Origin of the sequence: Chryseobacterium sp. (assembly GCF_029240215.1) — a bacterium.
Classification (GTDB): domain Bacteria; phylum Bacteroidota; class Bacteroidia; order Flavobacteriales; family Weeksellaceae; genus Chryseobacterium.
This window is the reverse complement of the sequence record NZ_JARBTK010000007.1, coordinates 263,507-283,371: the sequence shown is the minus strand read 5'-3', so window position 1 is coordinate 283,371 and position 19,865 is coordinate 263,507. Positions and strand designations below refer to the sequence as shown.

14 protein-coding genes are annotated in these 19,865 nt (G+C 35.0%); 9 read left to right on the top strand and 5 right to left on the bottom strand.

The window, feature by feature from the left end:
- Nucleotides 1-62: 62 nt before the first annotated feature.
- The 3 genes from K0R77_RS14670 to K0R77_RS14660 form a co-directional block, all read right to left on the bottom strand.
- Complete coding sequence (locus tag K0R77_RS14670) at nucleotides 63-1,238, bottom strand: site-specific integrase (protein WP_300353899.1); 1,176 nt, start codon at nucleotides 1,236-1,238, stop codon at nucleotides 63-65.
- A 169-nt stretch (nucleotides 1,239-1,407) separates the two neighbouring features.
- Nucleotides 1,408-2,793 (bottom strand): tRNA uridine-5-carboxymethylaminomethyl(34) synthesis GTPase MnmE, encoded by a 1,386-nt coding sequence (gene mnmE / locus K0R77_RS14665; RefSeq protein ID WP_300353896.1) that lies wholly within the window; start codon nucleotides 2,791-2,793, stop codon nucleotides 1,408-1,410.
- Nucleotides 2,794-3,176: 383 nt separating this feature from the next.
- The gene (locus K0R77_RS14660) at nucleotides 3,177-4,946 is read right to left on the bottom strand and encodes an aminopeptidase P family protein (RefSeq protein ID WP_300353893.1); all 1,770 of its coding nucleotides are present in this window, start codon (nucleotides 4,944-4,946) and stop codon (nucleotides 3,177-3,179) included.
- A gap of 313 nt (nucleotides 4,947-5,259) precedes the next feature.
- Here K0R77_RS14660 and K0R77_RS14655 point away from each other — a divergent pair, with 313 nt between their 5' ends.
- From K0R77_RS14655 to K0R77_RS14645, 3 genes are read left to right on the top strand one after another with little or no spacing between them, the layout of a single operon-like run.
- The gene (locus K0R77_RS14655; RefSeq protein ID WP_300353890.1) at nucleotides 5,260-5,697 is read left to right on the top strand and encodes a DUF6526 family protein; all 438 of its coding nucleotides are present in this window, start codon (nucleotides 5,260-5,262) and stop codon (nucleotides 5,695-5,697) included.
- Nucleotides 5,698-5,724: 27 nt separating this feature from the next.
- Nucleotides 5,725-5,892 carry a phosphatidate cytidylyltransferase gene (locus tag K0R77_RS14650; RefSeq protein WP_300353888.1) on the top strand — a complete coding sequence of 56 codons (168 nt, stop codon included), beginning with the start codon at nucleotides 5,725-5,727 and terminating at the stop codon, nucleotides 5,890-5,892.
- A 14-nt stretch (nucleotides 5,893-5,906) separates the two neighbouring features.
- Nucleotides 5,907-7,010: a DNA topoisomerase IB gene (locus tag K0R77_RS14645; protein ID WP_300353885.1), complete on the top strand. Its 1,104-nt coding sequence runs from the start codon at nucleotides 5,907-5,909 to the stop codon at nucleotides 7,008-7,010.
- A gap of 54 nt (nucleotides 7,011-7,064) precedes the next feature.
- Here K0R77_RS14645 and K0R77_RS14640 read toward each other — a convergent pair whose 3' ends face one another.
- Together K0R77_RS14640 and K0R77_RS14635 are read right to left on the bottom strand one after the other, a co-directional pair.
- Nucleotides 7,065-8,381: an ATP-binding protein gene (locus tag K0R77_RS14640; protein WP_300353883.1), complete on the bottom strand. Its 1,317-nt coding sequence runs from the start codon at nucleotides 8,379-8,381 to the stop codon at nucleotides 7,065-7,067.
- Nucleotides 8,378-9,721, bottom strand: a complete 1,344-nt coding sequence (locus K0R77_RS14635) for a sigma-54 dependent transcriptional regulator (protein WP_300353881.1) — start codon at nucleotides 9,719-9,721, stop codon at nucleotides 8,378-8,380. Before K0R77_RS14635 ends, K0R77_RS14640 begins: the two co-directional genes overlap by 4 nt.
- A gap of 257 nt (nucleotides 9,722-9,978) precedes the next feature.
- Between K0R77_RS14635 and K0R77_RS14630 the strand changes: the two genes are divergently transcribed.
- The 6 genes from K0R77_RS14630 to K0R77_RS14605 all read left to right on the top strand — a co-directional run bounded on the left by K0R77_RS14630 (nucleotide 9,979) and on the right by K0R77_RS14605 (nucleotide 19,841).
- Entirely contained in the window at nucleotides 9,979-11,223 is a 1,245-nt protein-coding gene (locus K0R77_RS14630; RefSeq protein WP_300353878.1) for an efflux RND transporter periplasmic adaptor subunit, read from the top strand.
- 2 nt (nucleotides 11,224-11,225) lie between these two features.
- Nucleotides 11,226-11,600: a hypothetical protein gene (locus tag K0R77_RS14625; RefSeq protein WP_300353875.1), complete on the top strand. Its 375-nt coding sequence runs from the start codon at nucleotides 11,226-11,228 to the stop codon at nucleotides 11,598-11,600.
- A 12-nt stretch (nucleotides 11,601-11,612) separates the two neighbouring features.
- Nucleotides 11,613-12,335, top strand: a complete 723-nt coding sequence (locus K0R77_RS14620) for an ABC transporter ATP-binding protein (protein WP_300353872.1) — start codon at nucleotides 11,613-11,615, stop codon at nucleotides 12,333-12,335.
- A 116-nt stretch (nucleotides 12,336-12,451) separates the two neighbouring features.
- A complete protein-coding gene (locus K0R77_RS14615; protein WP_300353869.1) occupies nucleotides 12,452-14,869 on the top strand; it encodes an ABC transporter permease in 2,418 nt (805 codons plus the stop codon).
- 94 nt (nucleotides 14,870-14,963) lie between these two features.
- Nucleotides 14,964-17,378: an ABC transporter permease gene (locus tag K0R77_RS14610; protein ID WP_300353867.1), complete on the top strand. Its 2,415-nt coding sequence runs from the start codon at nucleotides 14,964-14,966 to the stop codon at nucleotides 17,376-17,378.
- A gap of 39 nt (nucleotides 17,379-17,417) precedes the next feature.
- Nucleotides 17,418-19,841: an ABC transporter permease gene (locus tag K0R77_RS14605; RefSeq protein ID WP_300353865.1), complete on the top strand. Its 2,424-nt coding sequence runs from the start codon at nucleotides 17,418-17,420 to the stop codon at nucleotides 19,839-19,841.
- Nucleotides 19,842-19,865 lie beyond the last annotated feature (24 nt).

Sequence of the window (19,865 nt, the reverse complement as noted above, 5' to 3'; positions counted from 1 at the left end):
GTTTCTTTTTTGGTGTTGCCATAATTAAAATTACTCTTTTTATGAAAACACTCCTTAAATCTTTAATATCTAATGTCCACTTTTTGATGACGATTTACATACAGTTCGATATTTAGTTCCGGGATAATCTCAGCAGCTTCTTTCATTTTACTATCCACGATTTTTGCATAAATCTGCGTTGTTCTCAATTCTCGATGTCCCAATCTTTTGGAAACTGTGTAAATATCTGCACCATTTTCCAGAAGTAAGACAGCATTCGTATGTCGAGCTGAATGAAAAGTAATATGTTTCGGAACAGCAGCTCGATTGCACCAACGGATAATTTCTGTATTGTAGGTCATCCCATATTTCAGACCTTTGAAAACTCTTTCTTGCGGATCTTGTCTTTCACCTAACAATTCTCTGGCTTGTTTTGAAATATAGAGATATTCTACACCCTCTGTTTTTTCTTGTCGGAAATTGACTCTAGAAATATCACCTTCGTCACGAACTTCTTTCCAAATTAAAGAATTAATATCTGACCAACGTAATCCTGATAAACATGAAAAAAGAAATGCTTTCTTCAAAACTGGATATTTACATTCTGTTTTGGCTAAACGTTGTAGTTCATCAAAAATTAAATATTCTCTTTGACTTTCTGCCTGTTCAAATGATTTAATTTTGGCCGCATAATTTATTGTCAGATAGCCATTGTCAAACGCATTACGAAGTGCAGCTTTAAATTTATTGAAATATGAATATTTGGAATTTTGAGAAAGTGGAATTTCACTTTTAGTAAGAGCTTCCTTTTCAAAATATCGATGAACTTTTTTGACGAACCTTTCATCAATTTCTTCGAATGTCATGTTTTTAGAAACAATTTTTTTGAGATGTTGTAAAGTAGAAAACCAGTTACCGTAATTATTTGAAGAATCCTGCAGTCGTTTTTCATCGGTTAACTCTTCAAAATATGTTAAAAAAGTTCTTTTACTTTTCACAGTATCCTTTAAGTCGTAACGTCCTTGGACATATTCAGCTTTTTTGATTGCCAAAATACTTTCGGCAAGAACCATAGTTTCTTTATTTTCTTTTTTCTCCTTAGGCGTTTTTGGTTCGGGATGCAGATAAAGCTTCAAATACTCGAAATCCCGTAAATGAATTCTTTTTCCTTGTACATTAGTGGAAGAACCTTTGTAATACTCAATGAAAAGACTAATCCTTCCATCAGCTAAATTTTTTTGTTTTAAAGTGATATTCATACATTTTATTTGAGGTGTACATTTGTACACCTTGGGGCTAATTTTGGTAGCTCAAGGTGTACACCAGGTGTACAAATATATAAATAAACTCCAAAAAGAGAAAATAAAAAATATATAAATATCTGATAGTCAACTAAAAGAAAGAAAAAGAAATCAAAGAAAAGCTAATTTATTTCCCGATACAGAACTTAGAAAAAATATTTCCTAAAACCTCATCATTAGTAACCTCTCCTGAAATCTCGCCCAGATATTCAAGGGCATTTCTCAATTCATAAGCAAGTAGCTCTGTTGAAATTTGAAAAGCGATCGCTTCCTTCACTTTATTTACAGCTTCCAGAGATTTGCCTAAAGCTTCGAAGTGACGCTGATTGGTGATGACAACATTATTTTCCTGTGATTTTAATTGCTCGACGTAAGATGACAATTCATTTTTTAGATCCTGAATATTTTGGTTTTCAACAGCCGAAATTTTAATAAAATCAAACTCCTGAGAAATTGCATTCCTGAAAATATCTTCTACCTTTTCATATTGAATCGGGATCACTTCGTCAATTTTTGTTGCACAGATAATCAGCTTCAGATCATCTCTCATTAAAGATTTGATCATTTCAATATCTTCAGAGAAATTTTCTGTTGCAACATCTGCCAAATAGACAAGAATATTGGCATTTTCTACTTTTTCTTTGGCTTTTTTTACACCGATTGCTTCAATTTCATCCACTGTATCGCGTAATCCTGCTGTGTCAATCAGTCTAAAAGCATGACCTTTTATATGAAGAATCTCCTCGATCGTATCTCTGGTCGTTCCCGCAATATTGCTTACAATTGCACGTTCTTCTTTCAATAAAGCATTTAGTAATGTAGATTTTCCGGCATTTGGTTTTCCGATAATTGCAACAGCTGTTCCGTTTTTGATGGCATTTCCGTACTGGAAACTCTCGATAAGTGAATTTAGTTTTGTTTCAATTTTATCAAGCAGCTGATTCAATGCAGATCTGTCAGCAAATTCCACATCTTCTTCTGCAAAATCAAGCTCAAGCTCAACAAGTGACACAAAATTTAAAAGATCTGTTCGAAGGAAAGAAATCTCATTGGTAATTCCTCCTTTCAGTTGGTTTAGAGCTACTTTTCGGGAAGATTCGTTTTCCGAAGCAATCAAATCTGCTATCGATTCTGCCTGACTCAGATCAATTCTGCCGTTCATAAAAGCACGCATCGTAAATTCACCTGCTTTGGCCATTCTTGCTCCATTTTTGATCAAAACTTCAAGAATTCTTTTGGCAATATGCGGCGAACCGTGAAAAGAAATCTCTACCGAATCTTCTGCAGTAAAAGTTTTCGGAGCTTTGAATACAGAAACCATTACTTCATCAATTACCTCATCATTATCTTTGATAAATCCGTAATGAACCGTATGAGAATCGGCTTTTTCAAGATTTTTTCCTTCGAAAATTTTCGAAGAAACAGAAATAGCATCATCTCCTGAAATTCTTATAATTCCGATAGCTCCAATTCCGTTAGCAGTTGCCAGTGCGCAGATAGTGTCATGATTCATGTTGCAAAATTACGCAAATTTAGCAGGCTAAAAAATCCATTTTTTACTGAAATATTCAAAACTCAAAAAATCCCCAATTCAAAATATTTATACTCAAAAATATTCTAACTCTCCCGCTTTTTCAGTAGCCGGGAACCTGCTTTCACTACTCGCTTTTTTGCGCCTTTTCATTTTCCTTTTCGTGCAAAAAGAGCTCAAACATGCCGTTCAATCAGGGCTAAAAAAGGTGTTAAGAATATTAAATTATCGTCAAAATTAAATGCAATCAAGTCCACAAGTAAAATACAGATTGGTAGACAGTGATTGCTGAAAATCATTACATCATTCAATAAAAAAAGTCCTGCATCACTTGATACAAGACTTTTTCGTAAATTTTAAATCAATTAAAGAGGCTTCACCAATTCAAGGAACCAGTCTTTCACTTCACCCTCCAGAAACGGAGCTATTTTTTCTTCACAGGTTCTGTGATAATCATTCAGCCACTTGATTTCATCTGCAGATAAAATTTCTTTTACAATGGTATCTTTGAAGAACGGACAGAAAGTTAAAGTTTCAAACTCATAAAACGTTCCGAAATGCGTAGTTTCAGATTCTTTTACCGCAATCAGATTCTCATGACGGATTCCGTATTCACCTTCCACATAAAATCCGGGTTCATTTGAACAAACCATTCCAGGCAATAATTCCTGGGGATTCAAATCTTTCCTGATGTTTTGCGGACCTTCATGCACATTCATGAAACTCCCTACTCCATGCCCTGTTCCGTGATTGTAATCTTTACCGTTCATCCACAGAGGCAGTCTGGCAATCGCATCCAACTGAACACCTTTTGTTCCCTTAGGAAATTTCACCATAGAAAGACGGATCAATCCCTGTAAAACCAAAGTGGAATTTATTTTAAACTCTTCAGAAGCCAGACCTAACGCAAAAGTTCTTGTAATATCAGTAGTTCCTTCTAAATATTGACCTCCTGAATCTACTAAAATTGTAGCTTCATTAGTTACATCTTTACTGCCCTCTTTTTTCGCCGAGTAATGCATGATTGCACCATTATCTTTATACCCTACAATACTTCCGAAACTCTCGCCTACAAAATTTTCTCCTTCAGCCCGAAAATCTTTCAGCTTTTGTCCGATAGAATATTCATTCATTGCCTCTTTCTCGGCATTATGAGTCAGCCAATGCAGAAATTTCACCATTGCCACACCGTCTCTTACCATTACTTTTCTGAAACCTTCAAGTTCGGTATCGTTTTTCTGAGCTTTCATCAGATTTCCCGGAACTGCAGATTTCACAAATTCGTTTCCAATTTTCAATGCTTCAAAAATTGACTGGTTACTGTTTGGTGAAATCAGAACTTTTTCGTTTCTGATATTGTTCAGATGATTGAAAAATTCCTCATAAGGCATCATTTTAACGAAAGAATCATCCAACTGCTTTCTTGATTCAACATCCATTTTTTCAAGATCTGTGAATAAAATTGCATCATTTTTAGTAATGATGATATATCCCAAAAATACCGGATTACTCTCTACATCACTTCCTCTAAGATTCAAAGTCCATGCAACATCATCAAGGCTCGAAATAATATGAACGGTTACTTCCTGTGCTTCCATTTTCTGACGGATTGCAGCAATTTTATCAATCACAGATTTTCCTGCTCTTTCTATCGGATGTGTGTAAATAGGATTTTTTGAAGGTTCTCCCCTTTCTTTCCAGACTTGTTTCAGCAAAGGAAGATCAACCAATGTAATGTTTTTCGGATGTAATTTTTCAAACAGCAATTCCCAGTTTGCATGAGAAGTCGCCAAAGCATTCACCGCTACTTTTCCGTTTGTGGGAATTTCCGAGATGATCCAGTCGATATAATGTGGAGTTCCTTCCATCCCCTCCTTGAAAAGATCAATTCCGGAACCCTCCAGTTCTTTCGGAGCTTGTGTAAAATATCTTCCGTCCGTCCAAAGTCCGGCTTTATCTTTAGTAACGACCACAAAACCGGCAGATCCCGTAAAACCTGACAACCATGCTCTTTCTTGCCATTCTGCGGGTAAATATTCGCTCATATGCGGGTCAGCAGAATATACGATAAATGCATCAACATTATTTTTTTGCATCTCTTCACGAAGTGCAGCTACTTTTTCGTTTGAAGTCATTATTTTAAATTTTAAAAACCGAAAGTTACAAAAAAATAAAGTTCGCCACCTAGATTTACAAGTGCTTTTCAGAGTTCAATTGTTAGCTTTTTTAGAAGCTGTTTCCGATTACCTGCTCGTACTTCTCCATCAAAGCTTTCTCATTTGCAACGAAATCCATCATTCATTCCAAGGTTACCACTTCTATCCGGGATAAGATGGAAGTTGCTGTACAACTTACAGTTACCACACTGAATAATAATTTATATACCACAAAGTCATTATCGTTATTAATATCATAATATTTTGGAAAGGTTATTGCTATATGTTAAAAATGAAAACTCAAAATTACGACAATCACAGGAAATTTTATCCTCCACACCATTTTGTTTATCTTCCTATCCTGCTCATTTTAGAAGGTTACGGAATTTATAAAATATGGAATGATGCAGATCATCAATTGACATGGATTTTATTTTCAATTATTATATTTCTGCTTTTGTATTTGGCGATAATGGTAAGACAACATTATGCATTAGGAAATCAAAACCGGATTGTAAAGCTGGAATTCAGACAAAGATATTTTGAGATATTCAATAAAAGATCTGATGAGGTTTGTGAAAAACTTAGTTTCAGCCAGATTGCTGCACTGAGATTCGCTAATGATGAGGAGTTCAAAGAGCTTTTGTACAAAGCTTTGAATGAAAATATTTCAGGCGACGAGATCAAAAAGTCAATCAAAAACTGGCGACCAGACAACGACAGAATTTAATTAAATAATCACTAAAAATAAACTGTTATGAGAAAATTAACTTTATACAGCATGAGTCTGTTTAGCATTCTTTTATTAACAAGTTGCGAAGCAGTAGAAACAATCTTTAAAGCAGGAATGTGGTGGGGAATAATTGTCGTTGTAGGCATAATAGCGCTTTTATTATGGCTGTTTTCAAGGGGTAAGAACTCTTAACCAAATTATTTTTTATGGATCAATCAGATCAAGAGATTATTTCTCACCTTAAACCATCGAAGATTGTCAAAATTATGAAAGATCCGGTAGCTTCTGCAAAGGCAGTGAATCTTATTTACACTTCCGATGCAGAAACAGCCGGTATCATTCGTAAAAAAAGAGGCGCAAAATATTCATATTATAAAGATGGTGAGAAAATCAAAGACAAAGCAGAAATCACCCGCATCAATAGCTTAGTGATTCCTCCAGCGTGGGAAAATGTCTGGATTTGTGCTTTAGACAACGGTCATCTTCAAGCAACAGGATTTGATGCATTAAAAAGAAAACAGTACAGATATCATTCGCTTTGGAGTGCTTTGCGAAATCACACCAAATTTTACAGAATGCTTCAGTTTGGCTATGCCTTACCGGAAATCCGTCTTCAGCTTGAGAAAGATTTAGCCTTAAGGAATTTTGAAAAACGAAAAATTCTCGCATTGGTTGTAAGTCTTATGCAACGTACAAACATAAGAATCGGAAACAGCATTTACGAAAAGCTATACGGCTCATTTGGATTAACAACCTTAAAAGGAAAGCATGTAAAAGTGCAGGGGCAAAAAATCAATTTTTCTTTTAAAGGTAAAAAAGGAATTATGCATAACGTTGATCTGAAAAGCAAAAGACTTTCAAAACTGATTACAAAATGCAAAGAGATTCCGGGAAAAGAGCTTTTTCAGTATTATGATGATGAAGGAAACAGACATGCGATAGATTCCGGAATGGTCAACGATTATATTAAAGAAATCAGTGGTGACGATTTTACCGCAAAAGATTTCAGAACCTGGTCAGGAACTGTAAATGCTTTAATTGCTTTTAAAGAAATCGGATATGCAGAAAATAATACGCAGTATAAAAAGAAAGTGAAAGAAGCTCTTGAAATCGTTGCTTCACATCTTGGGAATACAAGTACGGTATGCAGAAAATATTACGTTCATCCTTTAGTCATCAATCTTTATGAAAATAATTCTATCAAAAAATATCTCGATGCTTTGGAAGTTATCGAAGAAAATGATGGAAAAGCAAGCCTAACCTACGAGGAGAAACTGGTTTTGAAAATCTTAGAGAATGAAAAAATGTAGATATGTTTTCTTTTGCGAATAAATCAATTTTAAAATAAAAACTCCGAAAATTATTTACTCCACAAACCAAATCTCAAAACGGCTTCCTTTTTCCAAAGGTTTATAATTCAGATAACCTTTATGTGCTTCGATGATGCTTTTGCTGAGTGTGAGCCCAATTCCAGAACCGCTAAGTCTGGTTGTGAAAAACGGAAGAAAAATTTTGTCTTTGATCTCATTTGAAATGCCAATTCCGTTGTCTTCAACACTTAGTAAAATACGTTTATTGAAAGTTTTAATTTCTGTTCTTATGATTTTTTCTGAATTGTCAGCAACAGCATAAATTGCGTTTAAATATAAATTGATCAAACATCTTTCAATCATTTTCTGGTCAGCAAAAATCATCTGATTGTCTAATGAATTAACGATCGTGATGTTATTTTTTTCAAATTCAGGCTTCAGGAAATTGATTGCAGATTCTACAATATTCGTCAGAGAAATGGTTTTGAAAACGGGTTTTGGCAGTTCGGCAACTTGTCGGTAATCGTCTACAAAATTTAGTAATTGTTTGGATTTCGAATTGATAATCATCAGGCTTTCCTTCATTTCCTCTTGGTCTTCTTTTTCAACAACTTCCTGATTGGCAATATATTCCAGGTTTTGAATCAGACTGTTCACAGGTGTTAAAGTGTTTAGAAGCTCGTGAGAAATTACCTTCATCAGATTATTCCACGCCAATTTTTCTTTTTGCTCGATGATTTTCTGAACAGATTCCAGACTGATGATGCAGAAACGGTTTTTGACATTCTGAACTTTTTTGGTCCGAAGAGAAAATGACTGTTTCACATTTTCATTGATCGAAATATCAAAGAATTCCTGCGAGTTTTCGTAATTAGTTTGCTCAATGATTTGATAAAAATCGGGTGCTTTGGCTTCATATAATTCCCAGGAATTGTATTTTGGGATTTGCAAAATTTCCAGAAAGGCAGGATTCACATAGAAAACTCCCCATTCGTTATTTTTTTCGGAAAGAATCATCAATCCAATTTCCAATTGATTTAAAATCTCTTCGTAAAGAAGTTTATAAGAAGATAATGATAAATGTTCTTCTTTGCTTTGATAATAGAGTTTTACGGCATTGTCAACTAAATTATTCTCCTCAGTTTTTGGGAAAAGAGAAAAGTCTTTTTTCTGGATGGCAAGCAATAATTTTTCGGTTTTCTGAATGTAAGATGATGCAAAATTCTGAGCTAAAATGACACATCCAACAGTAATTATGGTAAACAAGCCGAAGTTGATCCACTTATCCTGGGAATAAAAATCAAAGGCAAAGATTCCACTGATAACCGCCAGGAGAATACAAATTAGCCATATATAGCGATTTAAATTCATAATTCAAATTTTTCCATTCTTCTATACAATGCTGCCCTTGATAATCCGAGATCTTCTGCAGCAAGCGAAATATTTCCTCGGTGTTTTTTCAATGCTTTTTTGATGAGAATTTCTTCCATTTCTTCAATATTGAGGTTGACGATCGGTTTGTCAGATTCTTCATCCTGAGGCATTAATAATTTCAAATTTTTCTCGTTGGAAAGGATCACACTTCTCTCGATGCAATGATCCAGTTCGCGGATATTTCCCGGCCAGGAATACGTTGTGAGTTCATTAGTCAAAGATTCGTTCAAAGCCAAATCAGTTTTGTGATATTTCTGTTTGTATTTCTCAAGGAAATAATCGGCTAAAGTCGGAATATCTTCTAAACGCTCTCTCAGACACGGAATTTGAAGTTCTACTGTATTGATTCTGTAATATAAATCTTTTCGGAAACGATTTTCTGAAACTGCTTTTTTGAGATTTTCATTGGTCGCAAAAATAAACCGTACATCCAGATTCCGTTCTTTATTTTCTCCTATTCTCGTTAATTTTCGGTTTTGAATCAAACTCAATAATTTAGTTTGAAGATGAAGTGGAAGATTCCCGATTTCATCTAGGAAAACTGTTCCGTTTTGAGCATTTTCAATTTTCCCGGAATAATCCTGATTTGCATCGGTAAAAGCCCCTTTTTTGTAACCGAATAATTCTGCTTCAAAAAGATTCTCGGAAAGACTTCCCAAATCGATGTGAACAAATGGTTGGTTTTTCCTTTCCGATAACTCGTGGATGTGTTCTGCGAGGACATATTTTCCGGTTCCGTTTTCTCCTAAAAGTAAAATATTAGCATCAGTCGGTGCCACTTTCGTAATTTGTTCCATCACTTCCTGCATCGCAAAAGACTGCGTTTCCAGCTGATATTGATTGGTTTTTATACTTACATTTTCCCATTGATTCAGTTTTTTATTTTTTCTGGAAATATCAACTGCGAGATTTACGGAAGCGTACAATTTTTCATTATTCCAAGGTTTCAGAATGAAATCCGAAGCACCGTTTTTCAAAGCTTCAACTGCCAATTCCACTTCGCCGTAAGCCGTCATCAGAATGATTGGAAGTTGAGGTTCCAACGTTTTGATTTCATTCATCCAGTACAATCCGTCCTGTCCGCTTTCAAAGCCTTTTCGGAAATTCATATCCAGAAGAACCGTGTCAACTTGCTGTTCCGTTAAAAACTTCAGAATATTTTTCGGCTGGCTGAGACAGCTGACTTCCGTAAAAAATTTCTTGAGCCAGACTCTCGCCGAAAACAAAATATCCTCGTCGTCATCAACAATTAAAATATGTGCTTCTTTTTTTCGCATTTTTATAATTTGAAATCTAAAATAACTTAATCAATAGGCTTCGACTCCGCTCAGCCTGACAAATATTAATGAAGCAATCAACTAAAACATAATTCTCTCAACAAAAGCTGTTCGTTTTCGCACAAAAAATGTCCGATAATGAACAGTTTTAAAATTAACAAAATTATATTTAATCACATTTTCAGATAGTTATAAAGTTATAAATTTTTGGCATCTGCATTGCGTAATAGTCTGTAGATAAATAAGTTATCGTTAATATGGATACGAAAATAGTAAAAAAGAAGTCTAAACTAAAATTAATCTCGATTATCGTTGTTTCTGCTTTGGCAGTTTCAGTTTTCGGATGGTATTTCCTTAATCAGAAAAAAACTTACAATGTAAAGTTAGAAGATATCCAAACAGATGAAGTGACGAATGGGAAATTCGAAGATATGTTGATGGTGACGGCGCAGACGCAATCTCTGAATTCTTCATTAGTAAATGTTCTGGAAGGTGGAGCGGTAAAAGAAATTTTTGCGGAAGACGGACAAATGTTAACGAAAGGCCAACCCATCGCAAGGGTTTATAATCCAAATACGGAATTCAATTATCTGAATCAGGAAACGGGAATTATGCAGCAGATCAGTCAGATGAGAAGTTCACTTTTGGAACTTAAAAATCAGGAATTCAATCAGGACAAAGAGTTACTTCAGTCACAAAATGATTATAATACAGCTTTGCAGTCTTTCAATCTTCAGAAAAGACTGTACGATGCGGAAATCGGAAAGAAAACAGATTATGATGTAGCTCTGCAAAATCTGAATTATCAGAAACAGAGAAAAGTAATTGTAGAAAAAGGTGCTTCCAGCGAAAAAGCTTCCAGAAATTCTCAGTTTTCTGCCATCAATAATTCCATCAGTCAAATGGAAAAGAGTTTGAATATTCTTCGTTCCAATAAGAATAATTTCCTGATTATGTCGCCTGTTTCAGGAAGATTATCATCATTTAATATTTCATTAGGACAGAATTTAACAAGTGGCGAAAGCATCGGAAAGGTAGATTTGATGGGCGGTTACAAATTAATTGCAAAAGTTGACGAATATTATATTAATAAACTAACCAACGGAATCAAAGGAAGTCTGGAAAGCAATGCGAAACAATTTGAAGTGATCATAACAAAAATTCTTCCGGAAGTGAAAGACGGACAGTTTTCTGTGGAACTTAATTTTGTTAATGTAAAACCGGAAAACCTGAAAATCGGAATGACGTTCGGAGTGAAGCTGAAACTTTCTGCTGATACGCAAAGTTTGATGATTCCGAAGGGAAATTTCTACAAAGACACCAACGGGAAATGGATTTTCGTAATGAAAAATAATAAAGCCGAAAAACGAAACATCAGTCTTGGAAGAGAAAATCAAATGTATTACGAAGTGGTTTCCGGACTGAAGCAAGGCGAAACTGTCATTACATCAGATTATACCGAACTTAAGAAATATGAAATCTTAGATATTAAAAATAAATAATTATGAAAACTATATTAATATTTCTAATGTGCTCATTTTCAGGAATGGCATATTCTCAGAAACCGACAGAATTAGAATGGGCAATTTCTTTCAAAAAGAATCACGTCATTTTTGAATGTTCCAAAGGTTGCAATTATTCATATTTAAGTTTTGACTCTTATCGAAAAGTTGTCCTTAATGAAAATGCAATGGCTAATCTGAAGAAAAATCCAGACGAACAAAACTCCACTTTCCTGGTTCAATATTCTAAAAACGGAAACGAAATTACCTTAGAAGGAATCAAGGGCGTAGAATGGAAAAATATCACTTTGACACGGGATTTAAAATCAAAATATTACATCAACCAAACAGGAGAAATCAGAAAAATAACACTTTAAAAAATTAATAAAATGATAAATATTCAAAACCTTTCAAAAGTCTATAAAACCGAAGATGTTCAAACCAATGCTTTAAACAATGTAAGTCTTAGCATCAAAGAAGGCGAATTCGTAGCGATAATGGGACCTTCAGGTTGTGGAAAATCGACTTTCCTTAATGTTCTTGGACTTTTGGACAGCGCTTCTTCCGGTTCTTATCAATTTGAATCAATAGAAACAATCGGAACTTCTGAGAAGAAAAAATCAGACATTAGAAAGAAAAATATAGGTTTTATTTTTCAGAATTTTAATTTGATTGATGAACTCACAGTTTACGAAAATATAGAATTACCATTAATCTACAACGGCGTTTCGTCCTCAGAAAGAAAAAAACGTGTTGAGGAAATTATGGAGAAAATCAACATCGCACACAGAGCAAAACATTATCCGCAACAACTTTCTGGCGGTCAGCAGCAAAGAGCGGCGGTTGCAAGAGCATTGGTTACAAAACCGAAATTAATTCTTGCCGATGAGCCAACCGGAAACCTAGATAGCTCCAACGGAAACGAGGTAATGAATCTTCTTGCAGAACTTCACAGAGAAGGTTCTACAATCGCAATGGTAACGCACTCATCTTATGACGCCGGTTACGCTTCCAGAATTGTGAATATGAAAGACGGCGAAATCTTCAGCGAAGAACATTCTACTCAAAGAAAAGATGTCTTCGAAAAAGCAGATGCAAAGAATTTTGAGTAATCAGATTCTATAAAAAAAACATTCATTCAACCATTTTATAACTGATCTCGGAGATTCGGACAAACTCTGTTTCTCTGAGGTTTTTAAAATCGTTTATCAATCATAAAATATCACTTATGTTAAACAATTGGCTCAAAATTGCCTTCATCAACTATAAAAAGAACTGGCTCTCCACCATCATCAATTTATTTGGATTGACGATCGGATTGACAGGCTTTATGCTCATTCTAATGCATTGGAATGACGAAGAATCTTTCGAAAAATGGAATCCGAAGAAAGACGATATTTATTATTTTCAAACTTATAATAAAAAAGAGAATTCTTATGGTAACAATATTTCCATTCCGATAGCAAATCGTGCCAAAGTAGTTATTCCAGGTGTTGAGGATTATGTCTTGTTCAAAAGTTCTGGAATGGGTTTTAAAATAACCACTAAAAATAGAACATTCTATCAAGAAGGGGGAATGAATGTGTCCGATAATTTTTTCGAATTTTTTCCTTTCAAACTGGTTGACGGGAGTTTTAAAAATGCTTTGAAAGGTGGTGGCGATATTGCACTCTCGACAACTGCCGCCAAAAATCTATTTGGTAAAACTAATGTTGCTGGCGAAAGTCTCAAGTTCAATAATAAAAATTTTGTTGTAACAGCAGTTTATGAATTACCAAAAGAAAACAGCCAGATAAAACCAGAGTTTCTTCTAAAGCCAGTAGAACCAATGAAAAACGATGAAAACCAATGGGGAAACTTCAGCTATGGCTGCTTTTTTATGCTTAAAAAAGATGCAGATCTCGAGCAGATAAGACAAAAATTTATAAAAGATATTTTTCTATATCGTGCAAGTTTGGATAAAGACTCTTCAGGAATGACGCCGCAACAATATCTTGATTTGTACGGCCCTACGGATAGTCTTCTTACACCATTGGATGAAATCAAACTCCACGCAAAAGCATCTTGGTTTGGTCCGGTTGATTTCAAAACTTTGATGATTTTGTTTACGCTTTCTGTCCTGATTGTCATTTTATCTGCCATTAATTTTATTAATCTGAAAACGGCGCAAGCTTCTCAAAGAGCGAAGGAAATTGGCGTGAGAAAAGCCATTGGAAGTACAAAAACCAATCTGGTTCTTCAGTTTCTGATTGAAACATTTCTAATCTGTATGGCTTCTTATCTATTGGCTTTGGCTTTAACAGAACTGCTTTTGCCAAGCTTCAATAAGTTCTATGACAAGGAAATGGTAATGAACGATTGGCATATTTACTTTTACTCATTTGCAATGGTTCTTATGGTAACGTTGATCTCCGGATTGATTCCAGCCACTTATCTTTCCAACTTCAAAGCGATAGAAACACTAAAAGGTAATTTCGCAAGAAGCAAACACGGTGTTTGGCTCAGAAACGGAATTCTGACATTGCAATTGATCATCTCTTCATTCTTCATCATTGGCGGATTGATTGTGAATCAACAGGTGAAATATATGATGAACAAAGATCTTGGCTACAGTGGAAAACAGATTATGATGATCAACTTCAGCGAAGAAAATCCTAAACCCTGGCTTAAATACGAACGGCTTAAGAATGAAATGAGGAAGATTCAAGGCGTAACCGATATATCCTACGGAGAAGCTGTGCCTGGAAATGGCAGATCAAGCGATTCCAATATGGATTATATGGATAAAAGCATACAAGCCCAGCACGGATCGATGGATTATAATTATCTGAAATTCATTAATGTAAAATTAAAAAAAGGCCGTTGGTTGGATTCAAAATTAGCTTCCGACACAATGAGTAATGTTTTGGTTAATGAAGCTTTTGTAAGAAAATTTGGATGGACTGATGAAGAAGCCTTGAATAATTCATTCCATCCAGGTTTTGATTATCAAAAGGATTATCATATTGTAGGAATTGTAAAAGATTTTAATATCAGAAATCTAAAAACCACCATAGAACCCATCGTATTTTTTCATTACAGAGAAACCGATTGGAAGAGATTTGATGTCTATAATATCCAGTTGAAAATCGACTCGAATGACATCGATGGAACTGTAAAAAGACTGAAAACTTACTGGCAGAATAATGTGGAGCAAGGTTATCCTTTTGATTACTATTTTCTGGATCAGAAATTTGCTAAAACATTCGAAAAATATCAGAAACAGCAAACATTATTTACAATTCTGAACGCAATGGTTTTGATGGTGGCTTTGTTAGGATTATTCGCTTTGTCATCATTAATGATTGAACAAAAACTGAAAGACGTTGCCATCAGAAAAACACTTGGCGCATCAGATAAAACTTTGATTTTCGGACTGACAAAACAATTCCTTTGGATCACGTTAATCGCCGTTATTATAAGCATTCCGATCAGTTACTACCTGATGAACGAATGGCTGAAGGATTTTGCTTACAGAATTGACATGCCTGTTTTACCATTCGTATTGAGTCTTGTCGTTTTGCTTCTGTTGACCTTTTCAGTTGTAAGCATCAAAGCTTATAAAGCAACAAAAGTGAATCTTGTAAAATACCTGAAATACGAGTAAAATTTGTTAATAGTTGTCGGTTGATAGTTGATGGAGATTATTCTCAAAAACCATCAACCAAAAACCATCAACTGACAACCAAAAACCATCAACTATGCTAAAAAACTGGCTCAAAATCGCCTTCATCAATTATAAAAAAAACTGGCTTTCTACCATTATCAATTTGTTTGGGTTGACGATCGGTTTGACAGGATTTATGCTTATCCTTATGCATTGGAATGACGAAGAATCTTTCGAAAAATGGAATCCGAAGAAAGACCAGATCTATGGATTACAAAGCTATTATAAAAAGGATAATAATTACGGAACCGGAATTTCTATTCCAATGGTGGACCGTGCTGTAAAAGTCATTCCCGAAGTTAAGGATTATGTGTTGTTTCACGCAGCCGGAGTAGGTTATAAAATGAGCACGAAAAATAAAACAGCCTATCAGAAAGATGGAATGTTGGTTTCTGAAAATTTTTTCAATTTTTTTCCGTTTAAATTGATTTCAGGAAGTTACAAAAATGCGCTTAAAGGTGAAACCTCAATCGCCATCTCCACAACTGCCGCCAAAAACCTTTTTGGTAAAACGAATGCTGCCGGAGAAAGTATCAAATTTGATAATAAAAATTACGTCGTAACGGCAGTTTATGAATTGCCGGAAGAAAACAGCCTTATAAAACCGGAGTTTGTCGTTCTGCCTTTTGAACAGATGAAAAATGATAAAGATGGATGGTCAAATTTTAATTACGGATCCTTGTTTATGTTGAGTAAAAATGCAGATATTAAGGCTGTTCAGGAAAAAATAGTTGAAGAAGTTTATAAATACAGGGCTAAAATCAGTTCCGGAGAACTTGGTATAACACAGGAAAAATATTTGGAATTATACGGACCTTCAGATAGTCTGCTGACCCCATTGGATGAAATGAAACTTCACGCAAAAGCTTATTGGTTTGGAGCAGGAGATTTTAAAACAATGATGATTCTGTTTACACTTTCTGTCCTGATTGTCATTTTATCAGCCATCAATTTCATAAATCTGAAAACGGCTCAGGCTTCCCAACGTGCAAAGGAAATTGGTGTGAGAAAAGCGATTGGCAGTACAAGATCCGGTCTTGTTCTGCAGTTTTTGCTGGAAACTTTTATCATCTGTATTATTTCTTACCTGCTTTCGTTGGCTCTGACAGAATTGCTTCTGCCAAGCTTCAACAAGTTCTATGACAAAGAAATGAAGATGAACGATTGGCATATTTTCTTTTACTCATTTGTAATGGTATTGCTGGTTACATTGATTTCAGGATTAATCCCGGCAATGTACCTCTCAAATTTCAAAGCGATAGAAACGTTGAAGGGGAATTTCGCCAGAAGCAGACACGGCGTTTGGCTCAGAAACGGGATTCTGAACTTACAGATCATTATTTCTTCATTCTTCATCATAGGCGGATTGATTGTGAATCAACAGGTGAAATATATGATGAACAAAGATCTTGGTTACAATGGCAAACAGATTATGCTGATCAACTTTATTGAAAATGATCCGAAACCCTGGCTGAAATACGAGAGGGTGAAAAATGAAATCAGGAAAATAAATGGTGTTGCCGATGTTTCTTTTGGCGAAGCCGCTCCCGGAACCTTTAGGTACAGCAATGCAACTATGGATTATATGGATAAAAGTATACTCGCCCAGCTAGGTTCTATGGACTATAATTACCTTCAGTTTATGGATGTTACATTGAAAAAAGGGCGCTGGCTGAATCCCGATCTTGCATCAGATACCATTGATAATCTTTTGGTCAACGAGGCATTTGTTAAAAAATTCGGATGGAATGATGATCAGGCTTTAAAGATCGAATTCCGTCCCGGCTTTGACAATAAACCTTATCATATTGTTGGAATTGTAAAAGATTTTAATGTCAAAAGTTTAAAGTCAGAAGTAGAGCCCATTGCGTTTTTCCATTACCGGGAAACAGATTGGAAGAGATTCCAGGTCTATAATATTCAGTTAAAAATAAAATCGGATGATATCGACGGAACTGTGAAAAGAATCAAAACTTATTGGCAGAATAATGTGGAAAGAGGTTATCCTTTCGATTACTATTTTATTGACAAACAGTTTGCAAAAACCTTTGAAACTTACCAGAAACAGCAGACGCTTTTCACCATTCTGAATGCAATGGTTTTGATGGTTGCTTTATTAGGATTATTCGCTTTGTCATCATTAATGATCGAGCAGAAACTGAAAGATGTTGCGATCAGAAAAACATTTGGTGCATCTGACGGAACTTTGATAATGGGACTTACGAAACAATTCCTCTGGATCACTTTAATTGCCGTTATGATCAGCATTCCGATCAGTTATTATCTGATGAATGAGTGGCTGAAAGATTTTGCTTACCGGATTGATATGCCTGTCTTACCGTTCGTTTTGAGCCTTGTGGTTTTACTCTTATTGACTTTTGCGGTTGTAAGTGTTAAAGCCTACCAAGCCACAAAAGTGAATCTTGTGAAATATTTAAAATACGAGTAAAAGTCGGAAGACTTTAATCATCACTTATAATTCATCATTATGTTAAAGAACTGGCTCAAAATAGCGTTTATCAATTACAGGAAGAACTGGCTTTCTACCATTATCAATGTATTGGGACTGAGTGTTGGCTTGTGTGTTTTCTTATTGATATTTATCCATTGGCAGGACGAAAGGTCTTATGAGCAATGGATTCCGAACAAGGAGAATATTTACTTGGTTGAGAACAGCAATCCCTCATTTGGCATGATGCCTGTTTCCAGCTATCCAGAGATATTTAGCTCGAAAGAAATGTTTTCCGAGATTGAGGCGGCTACGATATTCAACGATTGGGGGAAAAAGAAATTGACTTCGGGAAGCAATTCTGCTTATGTTTCGGCTGGTGCAACAGTAGATTCTTTTTTTGATTTTTTCCCTTTTGAGAAAGTGGCGGGAGATTTTAAAAATGCTTTGTCAGATGCTGGAAAAGTAGCTTTGTCAGAAGAAACTGCCAAACTGCTTTTTGGTGACGAATATCTGAACTCAATAGGAAAATCTGTTACAAATGAAGGCGATGATAAGAATTATGTAGTAACGGCTATTTATAAAAAGTCGAAAGAAAATACAGTCTTCAAACCAGATTTCCTGTTTATGAATCCATATTTGGAAGAGAGCAAAACCCAATGGACGAGTTACAGTTATTTTGGTTTTTTTAAATTGAAACCGGGTTCTGATGTAAAAGCTTTGGAAGATAAAATTTCAAAAAAAATGCAGCAGGAAGACGAGATTTCAGCCAAAAAATGGGGATACGAAATTGATAAAAAGAATCCTTTAAGAATGTATCTGTCATCGATTGCCAACATAAAATTGGATGCGAAAAGTAATGATGGAATCAATAAAGGCGACAAAAAATCGATTATGATTCTATTGGGCTTATCTGCATTAATTTTGCTTTTGTCTGGCATTAATTTAATTAATCTTAAAACCGCGCAGGCTTCTCAAAGAGCAAAAGAAGTTGGGGTAAGAAAAGCAATCGGAAGCTCAAAATCACAATTGATCTTGCAGTTTTTGATGGAGACTTTTATGATATGTGTTGCGGCTTATGTTATCGCTTTTGCGTTGGTTGAGCTTTTGCTTCCTTCTTATAACAAATTTCTAAACAAAGAAATTAAACTGAATGATCCAGGCTTATTCATTTACACAGGATTTTTACTTGTGATTTTTTCGTTGATTTCAGGATTGATTCCCGCACTTTACCTTTCGAACTTCAAACCGATAAATACACTGAAAGGTAATTTTGCAAGAAGCAGACAAGGCGTTTGGCTACGGAATTCTATCTTGACTTTACAATTAATTATCTCATCATTTTTCATTATTTGCTCATTAATCATTCATACTCAGGTAAGTTATATGATGAATAAAGATCTCGGTTTCAAAGGCGATCAGGTAATTCAAATCGATTTCAAGAAAACCAATTGGGAGAATAATTACAACTTCAATAAATACAAACTTCTGAAAAATGAAATTTCTAAAATATCTGGTGTTGCCGATATTACAGGGTCGATACAATCTATAGGAAGAGGCATTAACAATAGTTCTGTAGCCAAAAATGCTACTGATACAACCAAAATGGTGGAAAGTACAAGTCTTGGAGCAATCGATGAAAATTATCTTCGTTTTTACAAGATCAAATTTTTATCGGGAAGAGACTTAAACTGGAAAATAACTTCTGACACCATTAATGGAGCTGTTGTAAACGAAACTTTTGCAAGCAAACTAGGTTACAATTACCAAAATGCCATTGGAAAAGAAATCCTTACCGGCTGGGATGGCAAGAAAAAATATAAGATTTTGGGTGTGGTAAAAGATTTTTATTATGGTGGCGTAGACAAACCTATCTCTCCAGTTGTTTTCTTCAATTATGACAGAAACTGGGTCAAAAATAATATGCAAAACCTCCAGATCAAACTTTCCGGAAATGATATCGATGGAACATTAGAAAGAATCAAGGAGTTCTGGCTCACAAAAGCAGAACCCGGATATCCTTTCGATTATGAATTTGTAGACAAACAATTTGCAAAAACCTTTGAGAAATTCCAGAAACAGCAGACGCTTTTCACGATACTCAATATTGTGGTTCTGGTCATTGCTTTACTAGGATTATTTGCCTTGTCATCATTATTAATTGAACAGAAACTGAAAGATGTTGCCATCAAAAAAACCTTGGGTGCAGACGAGAAAACTATTATATGGGATTTGACGAAAAGATTTCTTTTAATATGTTCATTTGCCGTTTTACTGAGCATTCCTATCAGTTATTATGCGATGAATGAATGGCTCAAAGATTTTTCTTACCGAATCGATATGCCTGTTTGGCCTTATGTTTTAAGTATGATCTTATTATTGATTCTCACTTTTTCGGTAGTAAGTTTCAAAGCCTATCGAGCTACAAAAATCAATCTTGTAAAATACCTGAAATACGAGTAAAAAGCTTTCTAACCTTGAAAGTTT

Bases quoted from the DNA above. Each gene is read 5' to 3' on its own strand.
- K0R77_RS14670 (WP_300353899.1), bottom strand. From the start codon at position 1,238: ATGAATATCACTTTAAAACAAAAAAATTTAGCTGATGGAAGGATTAGT.
- mnmE (WP_300353896.1), bottom strand. From the start codon at position 2,793: ATGAATCATGACACTATCTGCGCACTGGCAACTGCTAACGGAATTGGA.
- K0R77_RS14660 (WP_300353893.1), bottom strand. From the start codon at position 4,946: ATGACTTCAAACGAAAAAGTAGCTGCACTTCGTGAAGAGATGCAAAAA.
- K0R77_RS14655 (WP_300353890.1), top strand. From the start codon at position 5,260: ATGAAAACTCAAAATTACGACAATCACAGGAAATTTTATCCTCCACAC.
- K0R77_RS14650 (WP_300353888.1), top strand. From the start codon at position 5,725: ATGAGAAAATTAACTTTATACAGCATGAGTCTGTTTAGCATTCTTTTA.
- K0R77_RS14645 (WP_300353885.1), top strand. From the start codon at position 5,907: ATGGATCAATCAGATCAAGAGATTATTTCTCACCTTAAACCATCGAAG.
- K0R77_RS14640 (WP_300353883.1), bottom strand. From the start codon at position 8,381: ATGAATTTAAATCGCTATATATGGCTAATTTGTATTCTCCTGGCGGTT.
- K0R77_RS14635 (WP_300353881.1), bottom strand. From the start codon at position 9,721: ATGCGAAAAAAAGAAGCACATATTTTAATTGTTGATGACGACGAGGAT.
- K0R77_RS14630 (WP_300353878.1), top strand. From the start codon at position 9,979: ATGGATACGAAAATAGTAAAAAAGAAGTCTAAACTAAAATTAATCTCG.
- K0R77_RS14625 (WP_300353875.1), top strand. From the start codon at position 11,226: ATGAAAACTATATTAATATTTCTAATGTGCTCATTTTCAGGAATGGCA.
- K0R77_RS14620 (WP_300353872.1), top strand. From the start codon at position 11,613: ATGATAAATATTCAAAACCTTTCAAAAGTCTATAAAACCGAAGATGTT.
- K0R77_RS14615 (WP_300353869.1), top strand. From the start codon at position 12,452: ATGTTAAACAATTGGCTCAAAATTGCCTTCATCAACTATAAAAAGAAC.
- K0R77_RS14610 (WP_300353867.1), top strand. From the start codon at position 14,964: ATGCTAAAAAACTGGCTCAAAATCGCCTTCATCAATTATAAAAAAAAC.
- K0R77_RS14605 (WP_300353865.1), top strand. From the start codon at position 17,418: ATGTTAAAGAACTGGCTCAAAATAGCGTTTATCAATTACAGGAAGAAC.